The 25,635-nt window shown below is 41.3% G+C and carries 22 protein-coding genes; 10 read left to right on the top strand and 12 right to left on the bottom strand.

Features of this window, described 5'->3' with window-relative positions:
- Positions 1-19: 19 nt before the first annotated feature.
- From ACM0OR_RS23710 to ACM0OR_RS23700, 3 genes are all read right to left on the bottom strand, one after another.
- Positions 20-802, bottom strand: coding sequence for an AAA family ATPase (locus ACM0OR_RS23710; protein ID WP_414579002.1), 783 nt, complete (start codon positions 800-802; stop codon positions 20-22).
- The gene (locus ACM0OR_RS23705) at positions 787-1,773 is read right to left on the bottom strand and encodes a hypothetical protein (RefSeq protein ID WP_414579001.1); all 987 of its coding nucleotides are present in this window, start codon (positions 1,771-1,773) and stop codon (positions 787-789) included. The genes ACM0OR_RS23710 and ACM0OR_RS23705 overlap by 16 nt, the downstream gene beginning before the upstream one ends.
- Before the next feature lie 398 nt (positions 1,774-2,171).
- Complete coding sequence (locus tag ACM0OR_RS23700; RefSeq protein ID WP_414579000.1) at positions 2,172-2,669, bottom strand: hypothetical protein; 498 nt, start codon at positions 2,667-2,669, stop codon at positions 2,172-2,174.
- Between the two features lie 383 nt (positions 2,670-3,052).
- On the opposite strand from ACM0OR_RS23700, the gene ACM0OR_RS23695 reads away from it, so the two are divergent.
- Positions 3,053-4,303, top strand: a complete 1,251-nt coding sequence (locus ACM0OR_RS23695) for a glycoside hydrolase family 10 protein (protein WP_414578999.1) — start codon at positions 3,053-3,055, stop codon at positions 4,301-4,303.
- A gap of 128 nt (positions 4,304-4,431) precedes the next feature.
- Here the strand turns inward: ACM0OR_RS23695 and ACM0OR_RS23690 are convergent, their stop codons facing one another.
- Positions 4,432-5,913 carry a site-2 protease family protein gene (locus ACM0OR_RS23690; RefSeq protein ID WP_414578998.1) on the bottom strand — a complete coding sequence of 494 codons (1,482 nt, stop codon included), beginning with the start codon at positions 5,911-5,913 and terminating at the stop codon, positions 4,432-4,434.
- 223 nt (positions 5,914-6,136) lie between these two features.
- On the opposite strand from ACM0OR_RS23690, the gene ACM0OR_RS23685 reads away from it, so the two are divergent.
- The 3 genes from ACM0OR_RS23685 (at position 6,137) to ACM0OR_RS23675 (ending at position 7,885) form a co-directional block, all read left to right on the top strand.
- On the top strand, positions 6,137-6,742 hold the full coding sequence (locus ACM0OR_RS23685) for a vWA domain-containing protein (protein ID WP_414578997.1): 606 nt from the start codon (positions 6,137-6,139) through the stop codon (positions 6,740-6,742).
- Between the two features lie 31 nt (positions 6,743-6,773).
- A complete protein-coding gene (locus tag ACM0OR_RS23680) occupies positions 6,774-7,379 on the top strand; it encodes a vWA domain-containing protein (RefSeq protein WP_414578996.1) in 606 nt (201 codons plus the stop codon).
- A gap of 104 nt (positions 7,380-7,483) precedes the next feature.
- Positions 7,484-7,885, top strand: a complete 402-nt coding sequence (locus ACM0OR_RS23675) for a salt stress protein, Slr1339 family (RefSeq protein ID WP_414578995.1) — start codon at positions 7,484-7,486, stop codon at positions 7,883-7,885.
- 11 nt (positions 7,886-7,896) lie between these two features.
- Here ACM0OR_RS23675 and ACM0OR_RS23670 read toward each other — a convergent pair whose 3' ends face one another.
- Entirely contained in the window at positions 7,897-9,129 is a 1,233-nt protein-coding gene (locus tag ACM0OR_RS23670; protein WP_414578994.1) for an RNA-guided endonuclease InsQ/TnpB family protein, read from the bottom strand.
- 283 nt (positions 9,130-9,412) lie between these two features.
- Positions 9,413-9,748 (bottom strand): winged helix-turn-helix transcriptional regulator, encoded by a 336-nt coding sequence (locus ACM0OR_RS23665; protein WP_414578993.1) that lies wholly within the window; start codon positions 9,746-9,748, stop codon positions 9,413-9,415.
- Between the two features lie 136 nt (positions 9,749-9,884).
- On the opposite strand from ACM0OR_RS23665, the gene ACM0OR_RS23660 reads away from it, so the two are divergent.
- Complete coding sequence (locus ACM0OR_RS23660; RefSeq protein WP_414578992.1) at positions 9,885-10,508, top strand: FMN-dependent NADH-azoreductase; 624 nt, start codon at positions 9,885-9,887, stop codon at positions 10,506-10,508.
- A 6-nt stretch (positions 10,509-10,514) separates the two neighbouring features.
- Here ACM0OR_RS23660 and ACM0OR_RS23655 read toward each other — a convergent pair whose 3' ends face one another.
- The 4 genes from ACM0OR_RS23655 to ACM0OR_RS23640 all read right to left on the bottom strand — a co-directional run bounded on the left by ACM0OR_RS23655 (position 10,515) and on the right by ACM0OR_RS23640 (position 14,128).
- Entirely contained in the window at positions 10,515-11,759 is a 1,245-nt protein-coding gene (locus ACM0OR_RS23655) for an alpha-L-fucosidase (RefSeq protein WP_414578991.1), read from the bottom strand.
- A gap of 7 nt (positions 11,760-11,766) precedes the next feature.
- Positions 11,767-12,768, bottom strand: coding sequence for a glycosyltransferase (locus ACM0OR_RS23650; RefSeq protein WP_414578990.1), 1,002 nt, complete (start codon positions 12,766-12,768; stop codon positions 11,767-11,769).
- A gap of 67 nt (positions 12,769-12,835) precedes the next feature.
- Entirely contained in the window at positions 12,836-13,498 is a 663-nt protein-coding gene (locus ACM0OR_RS23645) for a DUF6391 domain-containing protein (protein ID WP_323268429.1), read from the bottom strand.
- A 366-nt stretch (positions 13,499-13,864) separates the two neighbouring features.
- Positions 13,865-14,128, bottom strand: coding sequence for a helix-turn-helix transcriptional regulator (locus tag ACM0OR_RS23640; protein ID WP_323268430.1), 264 nt, complete (start codon positions 14,126-14,128; stop codon positions 13,865-13,867).
- Positions 14,129-14,517: 389 nt separating this feature from the next.
- Here ACM0OR_RS23640 and ACM0OR_RS23635 point away from each other — a divergent pair, with 389 nt between their 5' ends.
- From ACM0OR_RS23635 to ACM0OR_RS23625, 3 genes are all read left to right on the top strand, one after another.
- Positions 14,518-15,381: a Tab2/Atab2 family RNA-binding protein gene (locus ACM0OR_RS23635; RefSeq protein ID WP_414578989.1), complete on the top strand. Its 864-nt coding sequence runs from the start codon at positions 14,518-14,520 to the stop codon at positions 15,379-15,381.
- A gap of 251 nt (positions 15,382-15,632) precedes the next feature.
- Entirely contained in the window at positions 15,633-16,940 is a 1,308-nt protein-coding gene (locus ACM0OR_RS23630) for a TldD/PmbA family protein (protein ID WP_414578988.1), read from the top strand.
- A gap of 170 nt (positions 16,941-17,110) precedes the next feature.
- Complete coding sequence (locus ACM0OR_RS23625; RefSeq protein WP_414578987.1) at positions 17,111-19,693, top strand: chloride channel protein; 2,583 nt, start codon at positions 17,111-17,113, stop codon at positions 19,691-19,693.
- Positions 19,694-19,730: 37 nt separating this feature from the next.
- Here the strand turns inward: ACM0OR_RS23625 and ACM0OR_RS23620 are convergent, their stop codons facing one another.
- On the bottom strand, positions 19,731-22,763 hold the full coding sequence (locus tag ACM0OR_RS23620; protein WP_414578986.1) for a CHAT domain-containing protein: 3,033 nt from the start codon (positions 22,761-22,763) through the stop codon (positions 19,731-19,733).
- Between the two features lie 187 nt (positions 22,764-22,950).
- Here ACM0OR_RS23620 and rbsK point away from each other — a divergent pair, with 187 nt between their 5' ends.
- Positions 22,951-23,901, top strand: a complete 951-nt coding sequence (rbsK, locus tag ACM0OR_RS23615; RefSeq protein WP_414578985.1) for a ribokinase — start codon at positions 22,951-22,953, stop codon at positions 23,899-23,901.
- Positions 23,902-23,946: 45 nt separating this feature from the next.
- Here the strand turns inward: rbsK and ACM0OR_RS23610 are convergent, their stop codons facing one another.
- Positions 23,947-24,378 (bottom strand): nucleoside deaminase, encoded by a 432-nt coding sequence (locus tag ACM0OR_RS23610; RefSeq protein WP_323268468.1) that lies wholly within the window; start codon positions 24,376-24,378, stop codon positions 23,947-23,949.
- A gap of 24 nt (positions 24,379-24,402) precedes the next feature.
- On the opposite strand from ACM0OR_RS23610, the gene ACM0OR_RS23605 reads away from it, so the two are divergent.
- The gene (locus ACM0OR_RS23605; protein ID WP_414578984.1) at positions 24,403-25,326 is read left to right on the top strand and encodes a nucleoside hydrolase; all 924 of its coding nucleotides are present in this window, start codon (positions 24,403-24,405) and stop codon (positions 25,324-25,326) included.
- Positions 25,327-25,635 lie beyond the last annotated feature (309 nt).

Below are 25,635 nucleotides of genomic sequence, written 5' to 3'. Positions count from 1 at the left end.
GCTTTTTTATCTTCTCTGTTTATTTTCTTATAAAATTTATTTTAAAGATAGGTCTTTTGTCCATATCGTTCCGCAACATGAGGAAACGAGTCACGGCTTTCTTGAGCAATTCTGGCGGTACATCAGGGAAACGAGAATTAACAATTTCTATTAACTGTTCAGGCTGAGGAAATTCCACATACTGAAACAAGCACCGCCGCAAGAAAGCATCCGGTAAATCTTTCTCATCATTACTCGTAATCAAAACAATTGCTGGTGACTTGGCTCTAATTGTCTCCCCTGTTTCCTCAACAGTAAATTGTTTTTGATCTAGTTCCAACAGCAAGTCATTAGGAAAATCAATATCAGCCTTATCAATTTCATCAATTAATACAACTCTTGGCTGTTCTTGCTGAAAAGCACGTCCCAAAGACCCCCAACGCACGTAGGTATTCGGGTCATCAATTCGCTGAATTTGTTCTGCTGTCAAGCGACTAGACGCTGCAAGCTGGGCATCTCGCAAGCGTCCCACCGCATCGTAGGTATACAAACCATCCTGCGCCCGACTGGTAGATTTAACATACCAAGTTTCTAAATGTAGACCCAATTCGTAGGCAACTGCACTGGCTAAAAGTGTCTTACCACACCCTGGTTCTCCCTTCAGCAGTAATGGTCTTTCTAAGTAAATCGCCAAGTTAACTGCTTCCACTAGTTCGGGGCTAGGTAAATAAGGATACAAAAGCTGTCCATTTACCCCTCTTTCTCCTGGCTGGGGCTGAACTTTACCTGTATATTCCAGTTGTCTACCTACAGCCTCAACCATTTTTCCTCTTGTTCATACCAATTACAGCCTGAAAGATGACAAATTTCTTCTAAAGCAGGTTCTGGAATTCCATTATCGCTGTTTTTCAGTATAGTTTGTATCGTTTCCTCTACTTGGTCTGTGAGTTGATTCGGCAGTTCATCCAATGCAAAATCGAGCCAGTAAGTTAGATCAACCTCGGAAAATTCGGTGATTTTAGTTAGCTTCCAAGCGTTATGACCTTCTGCAAAAGGGACATTCCAACTACCTGCACAGCCGCCGTAATCTACCAAGAACATTAATAATTTGAATTGACTACTTGGCGGTGTAACTTCTTTTACTTTATGAGCTAATGGTAGCCAGAAATAGCGGATTAACTCATGCAGAAAGGTTTCCGATAGACAATCAACATCATAGAAAATTAGCAGCACATTCTGAGTTAGCCACCATTGATAAACTCGTTCAGCAATTTCAGTAATTGTGCTTTGTCTACCTAGCCCAACTCGACCACCCAATTCACGCCATAAAGCATTAATATCATTCCTGCGAGCAATGCGACTGAGGTCAATTCGCACAATCTTACCCGTAAGAATAATAGGAATATCTTTAACTATTAACCGATTCAACAGCCAGCGTTGTCCATACTCTGGTGAACCGTAGATGAGGAAAGCCGCCGCAGAGTGAGCGTTAATAAACTGCCGAAATTCTCGCGTCTGCTGGCGATAACCCAATTTCAACAAAGCACTATATAACTTTTCACTAGATGAAGCTTGTTTTACTTTAGTAAGCTGCTGTTCTAATTCACCGAGTTCTGTTTCAGTTTCCTTCAGTTCTCTTTCATTGGCTTCAATTTGCGTTGCTAGCTTGAAACGATGAGCCGTATCTGTCTCAACTGCCCAGTCCAAACGTAGTAGTGTTAGCTTCTTAGCTAATATATCATACTGCTCTTGTAGTATCTGGCGTTTCTGTTCTAGGCGTTGCTCGGCGGACATCTAGTTATTTTTGAGTCAACAATACTTTACTCAAGACGAATATCTAGAGGTTCAATGCAGCAATCTGTTGATAGCTCTTTGTTTCAATAGCTGAAACATACCCCTTTGACTAGATGTTATTTATCTAGCCGCTTTACTCAGTAATTTACCATATTCTGGTTATTGGCGCAGAAATTTGGTCTTTAGACGGGATTCAATAGACCTCTTGCAAAAGTCTGAAAATGAGATGTGTCATTCTGAATGAAATGTACAATCTTTGAGATGTTTCGCTTCGCTCAACATGACAGCTTCAGCATTTATGCAAGAGACTCCATGAGCTGCGCTCACAAGGAACAATGAAAATAATGATTTCCCGTTGTTTCAGCCTCTATTTTTAAGGCAGGTCTAATGGTTAAATATTAAGCAATCAAGACTTGATTGTTGATCAGCTGATGATGGGGAATATCAAAGCGAATGGTGTTGGCTGCCCAGTTTTTCAAATCAGGTGCTAACCAGACTAATTTATTGAGAATTTCATCGTTGAGCCATAACACTACGGGAAAGTTAAAAGTTTTGCGAAACTCATCTCGCATCATATTGGTACTGGTGATGAGTTGGTTAATTGCCGCCACAGATTCTAAACCCTTAATCATCAATGCTTCTGGGTGAATAGTGCCAATTTTCTTAGTAATGGTTGTGTATAATGTCTCGTCGGTTGGCTGGAGAATAATCTCCTGTATCTTGAATGCTGAAGATTCAGTGAATAAGTTGAGTATTTGCTGTTGTTTCTGAAGCGAGTTACAGCAAGCTAATATCAGCGAAAAATCACCAGCAGCAAGCATAATTGCCCTTTCTAGCCTCTTGATGGCTGCTGTCGTTTCTGCTAAATGATTTTGCGAGTTACTTAGGCTTTTCATCACCGAATCTGAGATTTTAGATTAGAAGTCGTCAATATAACCGTGTAAACACTGCCTGCTAGCTATTTTGGGTTATTAAGTATCCCTAAGTAGCTAGATGGAAACTTTTTAATTACTACTTAGCATACTGCTAAACAGACTCTAATGGTCAACCATTAGGTATATTATTTACATTAACCAAACAAATATGAAAATGATGTATTGATATTAACAGATGAATAAGATGAAATAATTACAATAAGATATAAAGAAAACATAAAGTTTTATACCTTTGTATCTCTATAGATAAAAGTGTTCATGTGCTAATAATTTTTATTCAGAGCAACTTCTGGCTCTTGAATGCGTCATGATTATTGTTTCATTTTCTGCTCATGTAACAATTTATGAAAATGTTTAGAAAGTGGTGTGTGAGGTTTTTGTTGCAGAATTTTAATCAAAAAAGCAAGCCAGTATTTTTGGCAGTGATGCTGGTTTTGAGTGTGGTGACTACAGTGATTTTATCGTTACCTTTAAACGCACAAATCACTCCTAACTCATCACTAGCATCAGAATTGAGGGGGGTGTGGTTAACTAATATTGATAGTGATGTGCTGTTTGAGCGCGATCGCCTGCAAAAATCTTTACAAAAATTAGATGAACTGAATTTCAATACCGTATATCCAGCAGTGTGGAATTGGGGATATACCCTGTATCCCAGTCAAGTAGCCGCGAAAGTGATTGGGCGATCGCTTGATCCCACTCCTGGATTAAAAGGGCGCGATATGCTCAAAGAAATTGTCACGGAGGGGCATAAACAAGGGTTAACCGTGATTCCTTGGTTTGAATTTGGCTTCATGGCCCCAGCAGATTCTCTGCTGGCTAAAAATCGTCCCCAATGGCTGACAAGTCGCAGCAATGGTACTCGGATGGTGAAAGAAGGCACACATGAGCGAGTTTGGTTAAGTCCCTTTCGTCCCGATGTGCAGCAATTCATCCAGGATTTAATTGTCGAAATCGTCAGAAACTACGATATTGACGGTATCCAGTTTGATGACCATTTCGGCTTACCTTCAGAACTAGGCTATGATGCCTACACCGTAGGCTTGTACAAAAAAGAACATCGTGGTCAAGCACCCTCCAAAAATCCCAAAGACCCAGAATGGGTGCGTTGGCGAGCCGACAAAATCACTGTTTTCATGAAGCGGATATTTACAGCGATTAAATCTGCGAAAAAAGATTGCTTGGTTTCCGTTGCTCCCAACCCGCAGCGTTTTTCCTATGAATATTTTCTCGCCGACTGGCAACGTTGGGAACGGATGGGAATAGTTGAAGAATTGGTATTGCAGATTTACCGCGATGATCTCAATGTCTTTATCAAAGAATTAGAGTATCCAGAAGTCAAAGCCGCCCAAAAGCATATTCCTGTGAGTATTGGGATTTTATCTGGCTTGAAGAATAGATCCGTACCCATGCAGCAAATTCAAACCCAAGTGCAGAAAGTACGCGATCGCAATTTTGCGGGAATCTCTTTCTTTTTCTATGAAACCCTCTGGAATCTAAGTAAAGAAAAACCCTTAGAACGTCAGACAGCCTGGAAGCAAATATTTTCTACACCAGCTAAATATCCCAATTTGCTGACGGGGTGGAAAGCGTAAGAAGGTGACAGGGGATAGGGGACAGGTGACAGATAAATTTTCACTGTAACCTGTTTCCTTAATTTATGTAATGAGTAATGAGTAATAAGTAATGGGTATTTACTCATTACTCATTACTCATTACTCATTTACCCGCCGATTCCCAACCTTCCAGCCAAACCGGGGGTTAGAGGTAAAAGGGTGGTAATCATTAAGAACAGAACCAATAAACCCAAAGCAGCCCTCGCATCGTTGGGTTCGGTGATTTCATTCAAGCTGGGGCGTTCTAAATCCCGTTGTAGAAACAGGATAACGATTAACCAATACAGTGCTATGGGATTACCCAAGCCTACCAAAGCTAAGACAATTAAAGTGGCGATCGTTGACCTATTTGCAGTTTTGCGTCCGTAAATCGCCTGTACAACGCGTCCGCCATCTAATTGTCCAGCCGGCATCAAGTTTAAAGCTGTGATGACCAATCCCAGCCAACCAATCACCACCAGGGGATTAACACTAACTAACGGTGACTGCAACGCTGAACCCAAAACAACCCGTGCTAGGCTACCCACTAAAATTGAACCTTGGAAAAACTGATTGGGTAATTGAAATAAACTGCCTGGGTGAGAAAGCAGCAAGCCCACAATCAGCATGAGTAAAGATACAATACCACCAGCGATCGGACCCGCCACGGCAATATCAAATAACACTGAGCGATTCTGTAACAGCGACTCAAAGCGGGTGATTGAGCCAAAAGACCCAATCTGTACCGCCGGTAAAAAGAAAGGCCAACTGAGGCGGACTTGATGACGACGCGCCAGCAACCAATGTCCAATTTCATGGGCGACCAAAATCGCAAATATACCCAAACCGATGGGTAAAGCCTCTTGCAACCGTTCTGGATTAGCCAGAACATCAAAATTGAGCAATAATCCGCCCGTTTCTAGACTAGTACCAATGGTTGCTACAGCCAGGATAGCTGCAAAGACTTTTTGCGGTAACGTCATCAGGCGTGGGTCATTGCTGCTAGGTAGAACAATAACCACGGGTTTACCGTCTGTGTTTTCTAATAAAAACAAACGATATTTATCGCCAAGTTTTTCTTTTAAACTGGCAGTCAAACGATTGTGAACATCTTGGGGTTCACCACGCAGATTACCTTTGAAAATAGCACCTTGTTGGTAGGCGATCGTTTCTGTGGCAAAAAACGTATCAATCCCAAAAATGCTTCTAATGGCACTCAAGTCTTCTTCTGGAATTGGCAGTATTTCCACAACCACTACTGTTGGCTGCGTTACGTTTTCAGATGCTTGAGAAGATTCATCCGCTAGCCTTTGGGTGGCTCGTTGCTTGAGGATGGCATCTTGACCAGCAGTACGCAACTGTCTGCCTAAGTAGACATACAAGCCCGCAGAAACCACTACCAAGAACAATATACCGGCTATATTGATATAAATTCCAGCCGCAAACAAACCGAAGAACAGCAGCCAGGGAGTCATTAACACCACCGACTGCAACCAGGCCAAGATTCCCAGTTTCCCAAAAGGTCTGGCGCGATAAAAGCCCCAACCTAAAATGGCAAAAGCCACTAACAAAATTGTCCCAAGTATAGGAGTCTCTGACGAAGTAAACATTTCCATCCAAACCCTTCGCTGTGAAAGACCAAGCCCGAATTAGTCAGGTGATACATTACTAATCTATAACGGACGCGGTAGTCTGCCCAAGGTGATTAGGGAATAGGTGACAGGTGACAGGGGATAGAATGAATAAATCATTATTACAATGCAATTCTAGAGGATGTCGTACTATTACCGAGCGGCTAGACTAGAAGCACAGGGTAATAATTAAAGGAATATTATGATGAGCGATCGCGACTACACACTAATCATCGACAAAAGCGGTAGTATGTCTACCCCTGACCAAGTTGGTGGTAGAAGCAGATGGGAAATAGCCCAAGAATCAACCATAGCTTTAGCTAGAAAGTGCGAACAGTTTGACCCAGATGGCATTACTGTTTATGTTTTTTCTGGCAGATTTAAACGTTATGAAAATGTGACCACTGCTAAAGTCGCCCAAGTCTTTCTCGAAAATGACCCAGCCGGGACAACTAATTTAGCCGGTGTCCTCCAGGATGCACTGAATAATTACTTTCAACGTAAAGCATCTGGCCAAACCAAACCCAATGGCGAGACAATTTTAGTGATTACCGACGGCGAACCAGACGATCGCAAAGCAGTTTTTGAAGTTATTATCAATGCTACACGCCAGATGGATCGTGATGAAGAATTAGGTATTTCCATGATTCAAGTAGGCTCAGATGCCCAAGCTACGAAGTTTCTGAAAGCTTTAGATGACCAGCTACAAGGTGTGGGTGCTAAATTTGATATTTGCGATACTATCACCTTAGATGACTTAGAAGACATGAGCCTTGCAGATGTCTTAATGAACGCAATTACTGATTAGTCATTAGTTATTTTATTAGTCAAATTACATCATGCTAGAAAATCGTGATTACACTCTAATTATTGACAAAAGTGGCAGCATGGCCACCCCTGACCAAAAGGGTGGTAGAAATAGATGGGTAACTGCCCAAGAATCTACTTTAGCTTTAGCAAGTAAGTGCGAACAATTTGATCCAGATGGCATTACTTTATATGTATTCTCTGGTAGATTTAAGCGATATGAAAATGTTACTTCTGCTAAGGTAGCTCAAATTTTTCTAGAAAATGATCCTTCTGGAACTACTGATTTAGCGGCTGTACTAAAACACGCTACTGATGATTATTTCCAACGCAAAGCCTCTGGTCAAACCAAACCCAATGGTGAAACAATATTGGTTGTCACCGATGGTGAACCAGACGATCGCAAAGCGGTAATGAAAGTAATTATTGAAGCTTCTCGCCGTATGGATAAAGATGAAGAACTAGCTATTTCTTTCATCCAAGTCGGTAAAGATGCCCAAGCTACCCGCTTTCTCAAAGTTTTGGATGATGAATTGCAAAGTGCTGGGGCAAAATTTGATATCTGCGACACCATCACAATGGATGATATGGAGGATATGAGTCTTTCAGAAGTTCTACTTAATGCTATTACTGACTAGCACAGCTAGGTAAAAGCGGGAAACAAGCTACATTTAAAAGCAACTAAAGTCAGTGAAAACCTGACTTTTTATCTTTTTTGACTTTTGAATATTGAATTATAATTATGGATTCTATTGATAAGCTGTTAGCGCAAATCAAAGCTGAATATGATAGCGAACAACCAAAACAGCCACAGCCAAAACCCAATGTACCCAATGTAGGTAAACCATTCAGCCCACCTGCAAACAAATCAGCTTCTTTTATCGACAATCTCTTAACAGAAGTTCAGGCTGACGTTGCAGCCCAAGACCAAGCCGAGGAATCGAGAAAGCAGCAAGAAATAGAACAAGAAAGGATTCGACAAGAACAAATCAAAGCTAAACAACGAGAAGGGTTGAAAAAGCAAGCCCAAGATTGGCTAACAAAATTAGATCCTTTCTCTCCTGAAGGACTTTGGTTTGAAAGATTTGCTGAAAGTTATTCTTCTAAGTTAGAAGCAGCAATTGAATATTTACAAACTCATTGACACTCCCGAGCCTAAAGGCGTGGGGATTCTACATTCACAGACTCGCCATTAGACGACAGGCCGCGGCCAATCGCCCAAGAGGGCAAATCTCCTGTAGCGTAAGTTCCGGTATGCCCTACCGTACTGAGTCCTAGTCTCAAAATGTTGATTGCTGCGTTGATATCTCTGTCTTCCACATATCCGCAATGTGGACAAACATGAGTCCTTGTAGACAAAGATTTCTGCACTTTCTCACCACAGTTAGAACAATTTTGACTCGTGTTATGGGGAGGAACAGCAACTGTCACTTTCCCATATTTCTGACCAAAATATTCCAACCACAGGCGGAAAGTTGACCAACCAGCGTCACTAATTGATTTAGCTAGATGTCGATTACGTACCAACCCTTTGACATTCAAGTCTTCATAAGCTACCAAATCATTAGATTGGATAACGGAGTATGCCAATCTCTTGCAATACTCTTTTCGTTGCCTACTTACTCTTAAATGCTTACGAGCATATCTATTTCTAGCTTTGTGGTAATTGTTAGATTGCCTTGCGCGAGCTTTCTTTTTGTCTTTACTGAACTTTTTAGACTTTTTGCGATTAGCACGGTTTAACTGTTTTTCTGACTTGCGGTAGAATTGGGGGGATGGTTCTACATTGCCTTTATTATCAGCAATGAAATACTTCAATCCCAAGTCAATACCCACTAATTGATGTGAGGGTTGAGTTTCTATCCTGGCATCAACGTCAATTGCAAATTGGGCGTAATACCCATCAGCACGACATACTAAACGGACACGCTTAATCTGCTTGATGTCGTAGTAATTCAGGTCGTAAGTCCCTTTTAATTTAAGAGTTCCAATCCCTTTCTTATCTGAGAAAGTTATAGACTTACGAGTCAGATTTAGCTTCCATCCTGTTGATTTATATTCAACTGAACGGCAGTTTTTCTTAAATTTAGGAAACCCTTTTTTACCTTTAACTTTTTTCTTGCAGTTGTCGTAAAACCGAGAAATTGCACTCCAAGAACGTTCAGCAGCAGATTGTCTTGCCATTGAGTTAAGTTCGTCAGCGAAGGGAAATTCCGCAGCTAATACAGCACAATATTTATTCAAAGCATACTTATCTACGTTTGAATCCTTGTTATCCATCCAATAGCGCAAGCACTTATTCTGAATGAATTGGCTGGTACGAATTGCTTCGTTGATTGCCTGATATTGCTTTTCTTTACCCTTAACTTTAAACTCGTAAACAATCATGGCTTTATCCTGGCAAAGACGCTCCGCGTAGATTGCTTTGCTACACAACGCTACTGCGAACCACGAAGTGGTACGACCAATTAACCACACTCTTATGCTACCACAAAAACATAAACCCGTCCTATAAGGACGGGGTTTTCAACCCAAATTTTCGATAAACTCAATAAACTAATTAACCTAATTAACCTAATTAACCTTTACTTAACTTAAATGAAATTTAAATAAACAACTCACATCTAATTTTTGAAAAACCTCATAACAAACTAGAAGAAGCTATTCCCTGTCACCTATTTTTGATAAAATGCTTAACAGCCCATTCGTGCATTGCATAGAGAATTGGTTGTAAACTTTTTCCTAAAGGTGTTAAAGAATATTCTACCTTTGGAGGGATTTGTGCGTATACTTCTCGATGTATAATACCATCTTCTTCTAATTCTCGTAGTTGTTGAGTGAGCATTTTTTGTGTAATTCCAGGTAGAGAACGCTGCAATTCACCAAATCTTTTAGTCTCTGATAGCAGTTCTCTGATGATTAAAACCTTCCAGCGTCCGCCAATTACCTTTAAAGTAGTTTCTACTTCACAAGTTAGCCTTTCATAATTTTCTGCTTGAGCTTCCATAGTTACTTTTTAGTAAGTACCTTACTTTTTAGTGCGTACTTTCATATTAACTTTATATAGTTTAAAGTCTATTCGGCAAGTATTTTTAACTTGACCATAAATTTTGTTGTATGCCTAATAATTGGGGAATTTTTTCATGGCAAATATCCTCCACATTGATACTAGTCCTCGTGGTGAACGTTCAATTTCACGATCGCTTTCTTATGAATTTATTACTTCTTGGAAAGATACTCATGTTGGTGACATTGTGACTTACCGGGATTTAGGCCATAGTCCTGTTCCCCATGTAGACGAATCTTGGATTGCTGCTGCTTTTACACCCCCAGATGCACGTACACCCCAATTAAATGAAGCGATTAAGTTATCAGATAGTCTAATTGATGAATTGCTTGCCGCCGATCGCTATATTTTTGGCGTACCGATGTATAACTTGAATATACCCTCGACTTTCAAGGCGTACATCGACCAAATTGTGCGCGTCGGTCGCACCTTTGCTGCGGATGAGAACGGCTTTAAAGGTTTAGTAGACAGCAGCAAAAAAGTATTAATTATTACCTCTCGTGGTGGTGCTTTTTCACCGGGAACTCCCTTTGCTGCTTACGATTATCAAGAACCTTATCTGCGGGCTATTTTAGGTTTTATCGGTCTGATAGATGTTACCTTTATCCACGCTGAGAACCTGAACACAGGTGACGATGAGCGTGAAAAGTCTCTAGTTGCTGCGAAGGAAGCGATCGCCGAAGCCGTTGCCAACTGGTAAAATTAATTACCCAATATCAATACAAATCACTGTGACGTAGGGATTAATTACCGATTCAGGTACATCTATTGTCAATTCTCCTAACGGATTGGGATTGAGAAGAGAATCCATAATTGCACAGCGACTTGTAAAGTTCAGTGGTGTACCGTCAGCAAGAACAGACACTGATTTTACTTGTTTGATTGGTATACCTCTAACTGATATTGTTTCGTAAGGTTGCATTAATAAGTGTAGATAAATGCGATTACCCTTACGAGTTGAGGGGCCATAAAATTGCCAGGGTTCTAATCCTGGCATGGTATCTAGTATACTTTCAGAATGCTTGGACATCCAATCAGCTATATCTTTGAGACGTTCTAACTGCTCAGGGGGGATTTGTCCGTTACCCATTGGGCTAACATTAAGCAGAAGATTACCTCCTTTCCCTGCGACTTCACAAAGGGTATGAATTAGCTGACGGGAGGACTTAAAACAATGATCATCTGAGTTATATCCCCAACTTTCATTGATAGTCAGACAGGTTTCCCAAAGATGAGCAGGTGGGTGAGGGGGAATAAACTGTTCAGGGGTTGCAAAGTCTCCACAATTTGGCAGGCGATCGTTAATGAGAATATTAGGTTGTAATTCACGAATTATTTTTGCTAATTCTTGCACCTGCCATTGTTCTAGAGTACGTTCCCAACTCCCATCAAACCAAATGATGTCAATTTGACCGTAGTTGCTCAATAATTCTCGGATCTGATTGCACAGAAATTGAAGATATCGCTCCCACTGTTGCGGTGTAGGTTGAGGTAATTTGTCAAATCGATAAGGTTTATCAGCCTCTGTAAAAGCAGGATAGTCAGGATGATGCCAATCACTGAGGGAAAAATAAAGCCCTATACGCAATCCTTCAGAGCGCATAGCATCGATAAATTCACGTACAATGTCTTTTTTATAAGGTGTAGATGCAATTGAAAAGTCTGATTCTTGGGTATGGAATAGGGCAAAACCATCATGATGTTTGGCTGTTAAGATGGCATATTTCATACCTAGACTTTTTGCTAAATATGCCCATTCTTGAGGATTGTATTGCTGTGGATTGAAATTATCAGCAGTGCTGTGGTATTTCTCAACAGGAATATCTTGGCAAAAAGGAAGACTGAATACACCCCCAACTAATGGCCAAGATAACTCACATTCTTGTTGAGAACTGTGTCCCCAATGAACAAACATCCCCAGTCTAGCTGTATTAAACCAGTTGTTCATCATGATAAAATTACAAACCCTGAAAATATTTTTTGCGAAATTTTTTATTTACTCTCTGTATAAATAGGTTGAGTAAACGCCCTCTAGTCAAACTGGGTATATTGCTAGAATAATGCTTTTTATGGTCAAAAAATTCGTTTAATTCTGTAATAATTACTTGCAGACGCTTAATAATATTTTCAGGTCGATATTCAGCAAAGAAATCTTCAGATAAATTAGGTGAGATAGTAGAGTCTATTACCTTCAAAACCCTTTGAACGTCGTACTCTTGGGAATATCCAGCAATTTTATAGCAATTAAATCCAGGGTCTAAATAATCAGAAAGTCCGCCGTTGACACTAGAAAAAACCTGACAACCACAAGCCATAGCTTCCATTGGTTGCAGACCAAAACCTTCACTGACATTCTGTTGCGCCCAATATTCTGCCGAATCATAAAGATAAACTTTAACCCGATTAAATAATCCAGGTAAGTCTTCCACATAAGAATTAACTACCTGGACTCTACATTTTTGTTGTAAAGCGGGAATTAGTTGATTTAGTAAATACTCAGAAGATTTTCGCGACTGAACTAAAACATCAATATCTCGTTCTATATTTAAATTTTTAAAATCATAACTAATTTCATTAGGCAAATAATAAACGAGAGAATTGGGTGCTTTTTGTCCCCAATATCCCATCGTAATACGGCTCACAGTAATAATGGGAATACTGGCAGGTAAACTAAATTTATAACCTGCACTATGAGCATGATAAACAACATTATATGGCTGGAGTTTTTTAGCCAACTTAGCTATATCAAATCCCCAACTAATCACAAAAATTACATCATCTAAACTTTGCTCTTGCAACAGATCATCTAAAAACAGCTTATCTGTTTCCCGTTGCCGATAAGTCACCACCTCAGCACTACAAACCTGTTGAGCGAGCTTAAACGCTTTCAACTCCGCCCACAAACCACCACAAGCAAATTTGCCACCAGTTCCAGGAACTAAAAAATACAGTTTTCGCATTACCAATTAAGAATTAAGTTAGCGATCGCGCAACGTCTCGTAGAGATTCTTTGAGCGTCATCACGAATTACGAATTATTCTCTTGCCAGTTTACTTTGACAAAATGCCCCTGACGACCCCAAACATCACGAGAGATAGTAATATTTTCAACTGCTAGGTTAAAGGGAATCGCAGTTGTCAGATATCGCTGTGCTATTGAACCTACATCGGGTGCAAGTTCAGAGGCTGTAGTGGCTGCTAATCCTAAACCGATCAATTGCTCAACAGGTCGGAATGGTAACATTAAAGTCACACCTACACCTAAGCCAGCCGTCAATAACATAGCCACTGATAAATTTGTACCGCAACGGGGATGTACAGCCAAATCCCATTCGCCATGAATAAGGCGGTGAAGAGCAAGGGTAACAGCTCGCCGCAAATCGCTGATATTCACTTCCCCATAGAGATAAAATCCCTGGTCTGTAGACAAACCACCCAATAATTCATCATCAATTTGGATTTTGCTTGGTCTTCCGGTGGGGGATTGAGTGTTTTTTACTTCACTCAACACCCAAACCGTGGCGTGTTCCAAGGCGTGAACTTGGCGCAGCATTAACATCTCTTTCAACCCAGGGATAAAAGATAGCTGCTTGAGTAAGTCAGCATCTTGTGTAGGTTGAGGTGCTGTAAAGTCAAAACTTAAAAAATCAAAGGGAGATGAGTTACCGATAAAAGCAGCAGATGTATTCATAAAAACACTGCTCCCCAAGTTGATGGAGCAACATAGATTTCCTACCAATGTAGCGTCTGAGGCAAGGTATTGTTGCTAATTTTTGTTGATGATTGTCTCAATATCTTTTGAAATGTAGCAAAATTACCCGTTGGTACAGTTTTGTAACCAACTGTACCAACGGGGGAAAATAGCGACCCACAATAACTAAACAGCCAAGCTTTACGTTCTGCTTGATTTTGACCTGCGTGAGACCTGCGCTAGAGATTCACAAAAAATGCGTGAGGAGAAAACAATCATCTAAATGATCTGTCAAAATCAGCTATGCTGCATACCAGACGAAATTAATTGCCATGCTAGATGCACTTGAGAGCGTCTGCAAGTCGTTTATTCGTCTTGTTTAGGGAGAAGACAACAATTGACATCATTCAAGCAAACTTTACCCCACTGTAAAGCCCAGCGAACAAGAGCCACTCGGTTTTCAGTGCGGGTTTTGTCGAGAATGTTGCTGATATGGTTGTCAACTGTGCGTTTGCTAATTTCCAGTTTTCCTGCAATTTCTTGGTTAGTTAAGCCAGCGGCCACTAAGTCGATAATTTGCAGTTCTCTGTCTGAGAGACTAACAGGGGTCTGAGACTCGCCACCAGCCATGAGCTATTCTATCCTCCGTTGGTATATGTACTTAATCACTCTTTTTAATTCTAGAAGATTCTTCTGGCTGTAGGAATTTCAAGTGTTAGCTGCGATACGATTAACAATATTTTTTTCCTTTTTGTATTGGATGATAATTCCGCTAATTTTACATCACTTATATTAAATGTCACAGAAGATAGGGGACAGGTGACAGGGGACAGGGGACAGGGGACAGGTGACAGGGGATAGGTGATAGGGGAGCAGGGGACAGGGGAGCAGGGGAAGTAAATTCTTCCCCAGTCCCCAGTTCCCCATTTTGAATTTTGAATTTTGAATTTTGAATTCCCCAAAGGGGTAGAGTGGGAGTATAAGCAAAATATAAACTCGCCAGATTTTTACGGCAAAACATGGGCAGTATTTGGGAAATAGATTTTTACTCCCGTCCGATTTTGGACGAAAATCAGAAAAAAGTTTGGGAAGTCTTAGTCTGTGAAAGTCCCTTAGATATCCGCACAAACTTAGATTCTTTATTCCGTTATGCAAAATATTGTCCTAGTACAGAGGTAAACTCAGGTTGGTTAAGGACAGCATTACAGGAAGCCATAGATAAAGCTGGGGAAGCACCCATCAAAATTCGCTTTTTCCGCCGCCAAATGAATAATATGATTGTCAAAGCTTGCGAAGATTTGGGTATTCCTGCCCTATCTAGCCGTCGGATTTTGATACTTAACGAATGGCTGCAACAGCGCATGGATGAGGTTTATCCTCAAGAGCCTGGCTATCAAGGAGGAACAAATGCTTCGGTGCGTTTGGAAAGTCCTTTACCTCAAAGATTACCTGATGCTTTGGAAGGGCAACAATGGGTATTTGTCTCGTTATCGGCTGCGGAGTTAGCTGAGATGCCAGAGTGGGAAATTGGTTTTAGTGAAGCTTTTCCCCTAGAGTTGGCAAAATTATCGCCAGAAGCCCGCATCCCTGGCATATTGATTTTTTCACCGAGAGCGTTACCTTTGGCGGGTTGGATGTCTGGTTTAGAGTTAGCCTTTTTGAGGGTTGATACGAAACAAGGCACGAGATTAGTTTTAGAAACTGGGACTACAGAAAGTTGGATTTTAGCCAATCTCAAAAATCCAACCACCCTAGCTGAAGCTAAAGGTTTTGAAGCAGCCAAGCAAGAAGCTAAGGGAGTGCATTTTCTAGGTGTGCAATCCGATGCCCAAGCGGAAGCTTTCGCTGGATTTTGGCTTTTACAAGAGATTAATGTACCGTAAGGTAGGAATTAGGCATGGGGCATTGTATTTCTCTCCCCCTACGTCCCCTGCGTCCCCTGCTCCCCCTGCCTTCTTTCCCCATTCCCTAATAAATGCTGAGAAATACCAATGATTTGGGATAATTATCTGCGTCCGTCTGCATTGCGAATATGGCAAATGCTAATTTACGCGGATAATAAGCCAATGATTTGGGATAATGATCTGCGTTGATCTGCGGTTCACAATCCAAAATCCATAATTTACCGAGGGTCATGGGTTCTGAAAATTTGTCACAGGATACACTAGCAGAAAATCTGCTAGAGTTAGCTATCAAATCGGGAGCAGAAGCAGCTGAGGTGTATCAGTCGCGATCGCTTTCTCGTCCGGTTTTTTTTGAGGCTAACCGACTCAAACAGCTAGAAACCAGTCAATCTGAAGGCACAGCATTGCGGCTATGGCGCAATGGGCGTCCAGGACTCACGGTAGCTTATGGTTCTGTGAAGCCAAAAGTTATGGTGGAAAGAGCGATCGCTTTAAGCCAACTTAATCAACCAGAAGTCTTGGAACTGGTCAGCAATTTTCAGCCAGATTATCCAGACCTAGGCTCATCTGTACCGATAGAAGTGCTAGTTAGTTGGGGCAAAGAAGCGATCGCTATAATCCGTGATGCCTATCCAGATGTAGTGTGTAATAGTGATTGGGAATGTGATATTGAAAGCACAAGACTGGTTAATAGTCAAGGACTAGATTGTTATTACAATGATACTACACTTAGTTGCTATATGTCAGCCGAGTGGGTGCGGGGTGATGATTTTTTAAGTGTTGCTGATGGTCAAACCCAGCGAGACATTCTAGAACCAGAGAAATTAGCCCAGCAAATCTTACAGCGATTGATTTGGGCTAAACATAATGTCCTATCGCCCAATCGTCGTGTGCCGGTTTTATTTACTTCTAAAGCAGCTGATATGTTGTGGGGAACAGCCCAAGCCGCGTTAAATGGTAAGCGGGTGCTAGAGTCAGCCTCCCCGTGGGGAGAACGCTTAGGTACACCAGTAATAGCATCTAATCTTACCCTTTATCAAGACCCCCTAGCAGGGCCTTACAGTTGCCCTTTTGATGATGAGGGTACGCCGACAACTCCTTTAGTATTTGTAGAAAACGGCATATTACAGCATTATTATTGCGATCGCACCACTGGAAGTAAACTGGAAACTGGTACAACTGGGAATGGCTTCCGGCCTAGTTTGAGCAGCTATCCCACCCCTGGGTTATTTAATTTTCTCATCCAACCTGGTAAAGCATCATTGCCAGAGTTAATTCAAAAAATGGATGATGGCTTAATTATTGATCAAATACTGGGTGGCGGCGGCGGCATTTCCGGTGATTTTTCCATCAATATTGAATTAGGTTATCGCGTCCGCAAAGGCGAAGTTATCGGACGTATTAAAGATACTATGGTGGCAGGTAATATCTACACCGCCCTCAAACAAGTAGAATTAGGTGATGATGCCGATTGGAACGGTTCGTGCTACACACCATCTTTGATAGTGGAGGGACTATCGACAACGGGCAGGAATTGAGGGGACAGGTGACAGGTGACAGGTGACAGGGGACAGGGGACAGGTGACAGGGGACAAGGTAGAGGGTAACTCATACCCAATGCTCATTGACTAATTACGAATTACGTTAGCAAAGCGGGACGTTCGCGATAGCGTCTCGTAGAGAAGTCCATTACGAATTACGAATTATTATGCACTTTCGTAGGTGGTTACAACCGAGAAAGGGTTTAGCGATCGCAGAAGCTTGTATTATCGGGGTAGTAGCGGCTTTATCTGCGGTATTCCTGAAAGTGGGTTCTGGTTCTTTGGGAGCATTGCGCGTTCAGAGTTCCCATCTTTTACCAACTTGGGTGGCACTACCTCTAGTTGGCGTGAGTTTTGGGTTTTTGGCTGGCTGGTTGGTACAAAGGTTTGCACCAGAGGCGGCGGGTAGTGGTATTCCCCAAGTCAAGGCGACTCTGGCTAATATCCCAAATAAATTATCCTGGCGGGTAGCATTGGTGAAGCTTGTCACTGCCATTATGGTTTTAGGTTCGGGGATGACTTTGGGTAGACAGGGGCCGACAGTGCAGGTAGGTGCGGCTTTGGCTGGTGGGATGAGTCGCTTAGTTCCTACTTCTCCTGACCATCGCCGACAAATGATTGCAGCAGGCGCGGGTGCAGGTTTGGCGGCGGCGTTTAATGCTCCTATTGCCGGTGTACTATTTATTATTGAGGAATTACTGCAAGATTTATCGGGAATGACTCTAGGAACTGCCATTATCGCGGCCTTTATTGGTGGGGTGGTGTCGCGGTTGTTGGGTGGTGGCAGTTTTAATTTAAATATTGAATTGATGAGTTATTCCAGTGGATTCTACTTTACGGAAATTCCCTTTTTTTTACTGTTGGGTGTTTTGGCGGGGTTACTGGGAGCATTATTTAATCAAGGCTTAATTTTTAGTATCAAATTTTATCGGCGGTTGCATATCAGTTTACCCTTAAGGATGGCTTTGGCTGGCTTAATTTCGGGTATTGTCGTCTCTTTTTTACCAGCCTATTTTCGGGATAATACGGGTTTACGAGGATATATTATTACGGGGGACTTAAATCCTACCATAGCGGTGATTGCCTTTATCTCTCAGTTTATCCTCACCTTAGTAGCTTTTGGTTCTGGCGCACCTGGTGGGTTATTTGCACCTAGTCTGATTTTAGGTTCGGTCTTGGGTCACTTGGTAGGGGTGTTGTCTCATGAGATTTTAGATCAAGGTTCTCCAATTACCTATGCTTTAGCCGGGATGGGAGGATTTTTTAGTGCAGTTTCTAAAGTCCCCATCACCGCCATTGTGATTGTGTTTGAGATGACGACTGATTTTAATCTGGTGCTACCTTTGATGATTGTGGTGGTGACGGCTTATTTGGTAGCAGATAAAGTATTTCCTGGTTCATTGTATGAAAAGCTGTTGCAACTTAATGGCATCACCTTGACGAAAGAAGTTTCTGTGGAAGGGGTATTAAATAAATTAACAGCTAAAGATGTGATGCAGCAACGGGTAGAAACTCTGGATGCAGACATGAGTCTCGAAGAAGCCACACAAGCCTTTTCCAGTTCCCATCACCGTGGTTTTCCGGTGGTGGAAGAAAGTAAATTAGTAGGAATTGTCACCCAATCTGATTTAACGAAAATCCAAAATCGCCACTTACAAAAGGATACTTTTCTCAGAGAGATTATGACCGCCAATCCGATGACGGTAACACCTTTACACAGTTTGAGTAACGTCCTGTATTTACTTGATAGATATCAACTGAGTCGCTTACCAGTAATAGATGGTAGAAAACTGATTGGGATTATTACCCGTGCAGACATTATTCGCGCTGAAGCAGACCATCTGAATGGTAAAAATGCTATCCCAGGGCCACAACCAGAACCTTCTTATGTAGTTTACCAAACGCGATCGCCTAGTATTGGCAGAGGTCGATTATTAGTCCCCGTCGCTAACCCGGAAACCGCCGAGATATTATTACAGATGGCCGCCGCCATTGCCCGCGATCGCCATTATGAAATAGAATGTGTGCAAGTTATCTTAGTATCCCGCCACAGTTCCCCGTCTGAAACATCAGTCAGAACCGCCAAAAGTCGCCGCCTCCTCAGACAAGCGGAAGTATTAGCTAAAAAATGGCGCATTCCCCTACATACCCAAATTCGCGTCGCCCATGATTCCGCCCAAGCTATCTTAGAAACCATCAACGAACAGCACATAGATTTAATTCTCATGGGCTGGAAAGGTAACACCTCTACCCCCGGCCGGATTTTCGGTAATGTTGTAGATACCATTATCCGCCAAGCCACCTGTGATGTTGTGTTAGTTAAGTTGGGTAGTCCCTTCAAACCTCAATTCAACCGTTGGTTAGTCCCAATGGCGGGCGGCCCCAACGCCAGATTAGCGATTAAATTGTTACCAGCTTTAGTCACTTTGGGAGATAACCCGCAAATTTGTTTGACGCGGGTGTTTAAACCCTTGGAGTTCAAGCCAGACATGACAGTTATTGAACAGGCCATCCGTCAACTGATGCGTCGCCGCCAATTGTCGAGTACAGTTTTTGCTACTCCAGTCCAAGCTGATTCTGTAGCTGAGGGTGTGATTAACTTAGTGGAGAATGAAAAGTTTGATGTGGTGGTGTTAGGTGCTTCCCGTGAAGGTTTATTGCAGCAGGCTATTCAAGGTAACATACCAGAAGCGATCGCCTCTAGCGTAGATAGTACCGTGATATTGGTGAGAGGGGCAATTGATAGTTAACTTGCCTAGATATTCTACTAACGTGAGGATAGCTTAGTTACAACCCATTCCCAATTAAAATAAAAGATGCCCAATAGTAGGGGTGTTTGAATTGACTATTACTTGTTGTTAATAAGTCAATTTGTGCTGTTCTTAAAGCTTCGGCTTTGGTGACTTTTCCTGTTTTTAATGTTGTATAAAACTTATTCATTAAAGCTTGTGTACCGCCATCAGAAACAGCCCACAATGAAGCCATAGATGCTTTAGCACCTGTTAATTGTATTTGATATCCTAAACCAAGAATTTCTTGTCCGTTACCTAATTGTTTGCCTAAACCAGTTTGGCAAGCACTTAAAACTACTAACTCTACATTTGGTAAAGACCAATTTTCTATATCTTTAAGTGTAACACGTTCGCCATCCCCAAATAGAATAAATGAATCTTCAGGATTACCACTAACTAGCATTCCATGCGTTGCTAGATGTACGATTTTATAGTCATTCATCTGCGGGATGGTAACTTGGGTGCTAAACTCTTTATCTAATAGTATTTTTGTGTCTTTAATTGTTTTAGCTAAGTTTTCTACTTCAACTTTCGCAAACTCCAAACCACTAAATATTTCTTGTCTCTCACCCACGGCTACTTTATAGTCACCTTTGGTAAAAGCGGCGGCTAAAGTCGGCAAAGATACTTGGGGTTTGTTGTTGAATTTGGTTAAACTAGCAGCAGTAATATTATTGATAGTAAAACGCTCAATTAACCAGTTTTTACCATCGTATAAGGCTGCTAAAGGTATATATCTCAGTTTACTATCTGGGGCATAGATAATTGTTTGAGCATTAGCTTGTTTCAGGTCATTTTCTATGGGTTTAATCAGCCAGTTATATAATTTATTGGCTGGGGTTTTACTATCTTTATAAGGAACGACTATGGCTTGGCGAAATTCAGCAATGACTTGATTTAATTCGGCTGGTTTTACTGCTACTGGACGATGAATTGGGGGTGCATCCGCAGTTACTAAAACTAACTCTAATCTATCTTCTAAAACTAAGGGATATAATAAGACGGCTTTTTGATTTAACTGGCGTAAATTATCTCGCAGCGAGTTGAGTTGACGTAAGCTGAGATTTTCCTGTCCAGAGTTTGTAGATAATTGCTGCACTAACGCCACAACAGAGGGATTTTTGGTAAATTTGTTAAATTCAGCCGTGATTATTTGTTCTAGTTTAACTAATTCAGTGATGCGTTTTTCTTGTGTAGATGTCCGCGAACTTTGGGGAATTTTGCGGAGATTTGTGAGTTCTTGTCCCAGTGCGATCGCTTTGTCTTGAATGGTGCTATATTTTTGGGTAATATCTTGTTCCTGGGGTTTTAGGGGTAAGTTTTGGGGTGCTGGAGTTTCTGTATTTGTTCCCCTTTGTCCACTATTAACTACTGCTGTTTGCTGCACTATTCCGCGTCGATTTCCCATGAAATCAGTCATCTCTTGGATTTTAAGTAAATCTAAAACTTGTTGTGCTTCGCCGGGACGATTTTGTTTGAGTAATAAATCAGCAAGACGGCGATATCTTTCTGCTACTGTTTCTGTGTAAGATTGTTGAATAGCAGTTGGCATAACGCGCAAACTTTGCCGAATTTCCTCAGTTAAATTGACTGATTGTTTGTAAAAGGCAATTGCTAGCTGCGGTTGATTTTGGGTAGTTAATGTATCTCCTAAAAATTTTAAAGTTGTAGCTTCGCTAACTTTATCGCTAACTTCGCGGTGCATGGCTAAAGCTTGCTGATAAAATTCCCCAGCTTTGGCGGATTGATTTTGCTGTTGATAGATTTGTCCTAAGTTACTCATTGTCACACCTTCCCCGGTGCGATCGCCTACTTCTCGATAAATAACTAAAGCTTGCTGATTTAACTCAATCGCTGTCGGATACTTGCCGAGATTACTATTAATCCGTGCAATATTATTGAGAGTGACAGCCACCCCCGGTTTATAGTTATTTTCTTTGTAAATATTTAAAGCTTGTTGATATAATTTTAGTGCTTGGTCATATTTCCCTAAACTAGCATAAATTTGACCAACATTATTTAAGTTCAGTGCCTTACCTTGGAACTGGAAAAAGTCTTTGCCAAAAGCATCACCAACAATAGCCCGACTGGTAACTTGTTGTATAGCTTGGGAGTTTTGCCCAAGATAATCGTAAAGTAATTTAATATCTTGTTTGTTAATTTCTTCTGGGTTAGTGCTAGCAAGTTTGTTATAAATATTTGCAGATTTCTCTGCGAGTTCTAAAGACTTTTGATATTGACCCAAGCTAAAATAAGCCCCAGCAAGATTATTCATAGTAGCTGCTTGTGTACCATAATAATTTGAGCAGCATTCTTGCAGACTATTTAAAGCTTGTTGATAGGAGTCTAACGCTTGGGTGTAGTTACCCAAGTTAACGTAAATGACACCAATATTATTCAGCATTTGAATAGCACCAATTTTATCATCACTCGCTTTTTGGAGAGCTAAACTTTGTTGATAAAAATCTAAGGCTTTGGTGTACTGTCCCAGACGAAAATAAACTGCACCCATATCACCAAGCATGATTTTTTCGCTGGTAGCATAGCTAGAATCTTTGGGATTTGCTGCTTTGAGTTCTTTAAGAATAGCTAAAGCACTTTGATAAGCTTCCAAGGCTTTAGCGTTCTGCCCCAAATTGACATACACTTCACCTATGTAGGAAAGGGGTATCCATTCATTTTGGCGATCGCGCGTTTTTCTGCGAATATCTAAAGATGACTGAAAATACTCCAGTGCTTTAGGATATTCACCTTTACGAAAATATACATAGCCAATATTCACAAGGCTGTTAGCTTCCCCAGCTTTTGCACCGTATTTTTTGAATATAGCTAACGCCTGTTGGAATTGCGTTAACGCTGTTTGTAGTTCATTTAAGCCAACAAAATCTTTGTAAATCGTAGCTTCAGCGTTGTTATTTAGTATGACGGCTTCTGTGATTTGTGCCTCGGCGGTGGGGGTTGGTGCTTGTGCTAGAGATGGGGTAGCTAAAGTGAGGATAAGTGTTAAGGGAATAATAGAAAACCGCATATATGTATTAATAATGACAAGATGCTTCCTATGATAGTGGTAGTTAGTTTAATTGTAAGGTGGGTGATGATCCTTTGTTAATTTCGCTGGGTTAGTATGCTACTAGGCAAGCGGCGTGTGGGGAGGATGTCAAATACTGAAGCGATAACCGACCGTCGCCTAAACTTGATATAGCGTTTCTGGGATAATGAGTATTATTGTTTTCGGCAGCATCAATATAGACTTAGTAGTAACAACCCCTCGGTTGCCTGTTGCTGGTGAAACATTGACAGGAGAAGAATTTTTGAAGATTCCAGGCGGTAAAGGTGCAAACCAAGCAGTAGCACTGGCGCGACTGGGAATTCCTACCCACATGGTAGGACGTGTAGGCGCAAATAATTTTGGTGCAGAACTAGTTCAACATTTGCAGGATACTGGCGTACAGACTCAAAATATCTTCGCCGATGAAAACGTCAGTTCGGGAGTGGCAATCATCACTGTAGATCATCACGGTGAAAATCATATAATTTTGATTCCTGGTGCTAATGGATATGTCAATCAAGAAGATGTAGGACGATTATCCCAACTATTACCAACAGCTAAGGCACTACTTTTACAACTAGAAATTCCGATTAATGCAGTGGTAGCAGCAGCCAAAGCCGGACACAATGCCAATATTAAAGTAATTTTAGATCCTGCCCCAGCACAATCTGATTTACCAGCAGAACTTTACCCTTTGGTGGATATTATTACACCTAATGAAGTGGAAGCCGGACAATTAGTGGGTTTTATTGTAGATGGTGAAGAAACAGCCGCCAAAGCCGCCGAGGTTTTATTGCAAAGGGGAGTGAAAAGTGCGATCGTCAAACTAGGCGCGAAAGGTTCTATCTGCGCTACCCCTGAAGAAACTTTTTTTATTCCAGCATTTCCAGTTGATGCCGTTGATACCGTAGCGGCTGGTGATGCTTTTAACGGCGGTTTAGCAGCCGCACTTTATCACGGACTTTCTTTACGTGAGGCTGTTATTTGGGGTACAGCAGCAGGTGCTTTAGCTACCACAAAATTAGGCGCACAAACTTCGTTACCTGATAAGTTTACGTTTGATGCTTTTCTTAAAGAAAAGGGAGTGGAGATAAATCAATTAAAAATTAAAAATTAAAAAATGGGGACTGGGGGACAAGGTAGATACCCCAATACCCAATGACTACTTGCCAATATCTTCATTCCATAATTCAGGGTTGTTAGTAATAAAATCAGTCATCATCTGTTCGCATTCATCCAGATTGAGATCAATTACTTCTACCCCGTGGGACACCATAAACTCTTTCGCACCGGGAAAAGTGCTTGATTCTCCAGCAATAACTTTTTTGATCCCAAACTGTACCACTGCCCCAGCGCATAAATAACATGGCATTAGGGTTGAATATAATATTGTACCTCTGTAGCTGCCAATTCTACCAGCATTGCGGAGACAATCGATTTCGGCATGGGTAACAGGATCACCATCTTGTACACGTTTGTTGTGTCCCCTACCGAGAATCTTGCCATCTTTGACAAGTACCGAACCAATAGGGATTCCCCCTTCTTGTCTGCCTTGTTTTGCTTCTTGAATCGCAGCCTGCATAAATTCATCCATCTTTTCTTTCTCCTAATATGTAATATGAACAAACAACTAGTATTAATGGATCATGATGGCGGTGTAGACGATTATCTAGCGACTATGCTGCTGTTGACAATGGATCATATTGAACTTCTCGGTGTTGTAGTCACACCTGCCGATTGTTATGTCCAACCAGCCGTTAGTGCTACACGTAAAATTATCGATTTGATGGGATTCTCTCATATACCCGTTGCAGAAAGCACAGTTCGCGGAATTAATCCTTTTCCCCGCTTATATCGCCGTGATTCCTTTATTGTTGACCATCTGCCCATTCTCAACCAAAACGAAACTATCAAAACGCCTTTGGTTGCAGAAACAGGTCAAGATTTTATGGTCAAAGTTTTGCGTGAAGCACCAGAACCAGTAACTCTCATGGTGACTGGGCCTCTGACAACGGTAGCTGTAGCTTTAGATCAAGCACCAGATATTGCAGCCAAGATTAAGAAAATTGTCTGGATGGGGGGTGCGTTAAATGTTCCTGGCAATGTGGAGAAAAGTTTAGAATCTGGACAAGATGGTTCTGCGGAATGGAATGTTTATTGGGATGCGGTTTCTGCGGCGCGGGTATGGGAAACCCAAATTGAAATTATTATGTGTCCTTTGGATTTAACTAACAATGTGCCTGTTACATCAGATTTAGTCCGGAAAATGGGTAAACAACGCCACTACCCCATTTCTGATTTAGCAGGACAATGTTATGCCTTAGTAATTCCCCAAGATTATTATTTTTGGGATGTGCTGGCAACCGCTTATTTAGGACACCCAGAATTTTATCAATTGCGTGAGTGGGAAACGGAAATTATTACCACTGGTATTAGTCAGGGACGTACTCAAGTTGTCTCTGGTGGGCGGAAGATTTTAGCTATGGATACAGTAGATAAAGATGCTTTTTACGCCTATATTTTGCAGCAGTGGGCAAGATAACAACTCAAAATTCAAAATACCCTACGGGTTCTCCGCAGGTGTACAAAATTCAAAATTAAAGACATTTTTAGAACTAATGTATCGCCCGAAATTTTTAATTCCGCATTTTTCACAAACAGTAGGGGCGGGTTGAGCGAAATATTCGTGAATGATTCGAGTATATCTGTGAACCCGCCCGTAAGGACTCTAGACTGAGGTTGCAAGAATTGGTGAGAAATCCGGGTTAATGTATCGCCTGACATTGTTAATGTATTGCCTGACATTGTTAATGTATCGCCTGACATTGTTAATGTATCGCCTGACATTGTT

This window comes from Anabaena sp. CCY 9402-a (assembly GCF_963920945.1).
In the GTDB taxonomy this organism is placed as follows: Bacteria; Cyanobacteriota; Cyanobacteriia; order Cyanobacteriales; family Nostocaceae; genus Trichormus; species Trichormus minutissimus.
The sequence above is the reverse complement of the archived record's forward strand: the minus strand, read 5'-3'. Positions and strand labels throughout refer to the sequence as shown.

What these genes read in the sequence shown, in the direction of transcription:
- ACM0OR_RS23680 (WP_414578996.1), top strand. Translation starts at nt 6,774, where the DNA reads ATGCTAGAAAATCGTGATTACACTCTAATTATTGACAAAAGTGGCAGC.
- ACM0OR_RS23635 (WP_414578989.1), top strand. Translation starts at nt 14,518, where the DNA reads ATGGGCAGTATTTGGGAAATAGATTTTTACTCCCGTCCGATTTTGGAC.
- ACM0OR_RS23690 (WP_414578998.1), bottom strand. Translation starts at nt 5,913, where the DNA reads ATGTTTACTTCGTCAGAGACTCCTATACTTGGGACAATTTTGTTAGTG.
- ACM0OR_RS23670 (WP_414578994.1), bottom strand. Translation starts at nt 9,129, where the DNA reads ATGATTGTTTACGAGTTTAAAGTTAAGGGTAAAGAAAAGCAATATCAG.
- ACM0OR_RS23640 (WP_323268430.1), bottom strand. Translation starts at nt 14,128, where the DNA reads ATGGCTGGTGGCGAGTCTCAGACCCCTGTTAGTCTCTCAGACAGAGAA.
- ACM0OR_RS23610 (WP_323268468.1), bottom strand. Translation starts at nt 24,378, where the DNA reads ATGGATGAATTTATGCAGGCTGCGATTCAAGAAGCAAAACAAGGCAGA.
- ACM0OR_RS23705 (WP_414579001.1), bottom strand. Translation starts at nt 1,773, where the DNA reads ATGTCCGCCGAGCAACGCCTAGAACAGAAACGCCAGATACTACAAGAG.
- ACM0OR_RS23655 (WP_414578991.1), bottom strand. Translation starts at nt 11,759, where the DNA reads ATGATGAACAACTGGTTTAATACAGCTAGACTGGGGATGTTTGTTCAT.
- ACM0OR_RS23710 (WP_414579002.1), bottom strand. Translation starts at nt 802, where the DNA reads ATGGTTGAGGCTGTAGGTAGACAACTGGAATATACAGGTAAAGTTCAG.
- ACM0OR_RS23660 (WP_414578992.1), top strand. Translation starts at nt 9,885, where the DNA reads ATGGCAAATATCCTCCACATTGATACTAGTCCTCGTGGTGAACGTTCA.
- ACM0OR_RS23695 (WP_414578999.1), top strand. Translation starts at nt 3,053, where the DNA reads ATGAAAATGTTTAGAAAGTGGTGTGTGAGGTTTTTGTTGCAGAATTTT.
- ACM0OR_RS23620 (WP_414578986.1), bottom strand. Translation starts at nt 22,763, where the DNA reads ATGCGGTTTTCTATTATTCCCTTAACACTTATCCTCACTTTAGCTACC.
- ACM0OR_RS23650 (WP_414578990.1), bottom strand. Translation starts at nt 12,768, where the DNA reads ATGCGAAAACTGTATTTTTTAGTTCCTGGAACTGGTGGCAAATTTGCT.
- ACM0OR_RS23675 (WP_414578995.1), top strand. Translation starts at nt 7,484, where the DNA reads ATGGATTCTATTGATAAGCTGTTAGCGCAAATCAAAGCTGAATATGAT.
- ACM0OR_RS23685 (WP_414578997.1), top strand. Translation starts at nt 6,137, where the DNA reads ATGATGAGCGATCGCGACTACACACTAATCATCGACAAAAGCGGTAGT.
- rbsK (WP_414578985.1), top strand. Translation starts at nt 22,951, where the DNA reads ATGAGTATTATTGTTTTCGGCAGCATCAATATAGACTTAGTAGTAACA.
- ACM0OR_RS23625 (WP_414578987.1), top strand. Translation starts at nt 17,111, where the DNA reads ATGCACTTTCGTAGGTGGTTACAACCGAGAAAGGGTTTAGCGATCGCA.
- ACM0OR_RS23605 (WP_414578984.1), top strand. Translation starts at nt 24,403, where the DNA reads ATGAACAAACAACTAGTATTAATGGATCATGATGGCGGTGTAGACGAT.
- ACM0OR_RS23645 (WP_323268429.1), bottom strand. Translation starts at nt 13,498, where the DNA reads ATGAATACATCTGCTGCTTTTATCGGTAACTCATCTCCCTTTGATTTT.
- ACM0OR_RS23700 (WP_414579000.1), bottom strand. Translation starts at nt 2,669, where the DNA reads ATGAAAAGCCTAAGTAACTCGCAAAATCATTTAGCAGAAACGACAGCA.
- ACM0OR_RS23665 (WP_414578993.1), bottom strand. Translation starts at nt 9,748, where the DNA reads ATGGAAGCTCAAGCAGAAAATTATGAAAGGCTAACTTGTGAAGTAGAA.
- ACM0OR_RS23630 (WP_414578988.1), top strand. Translation starts at nt 15,633, where the DNA reads ATGGGTTCTGAAAATTTGTCACAGGATACACTAGCAGAAAATCTGCTA.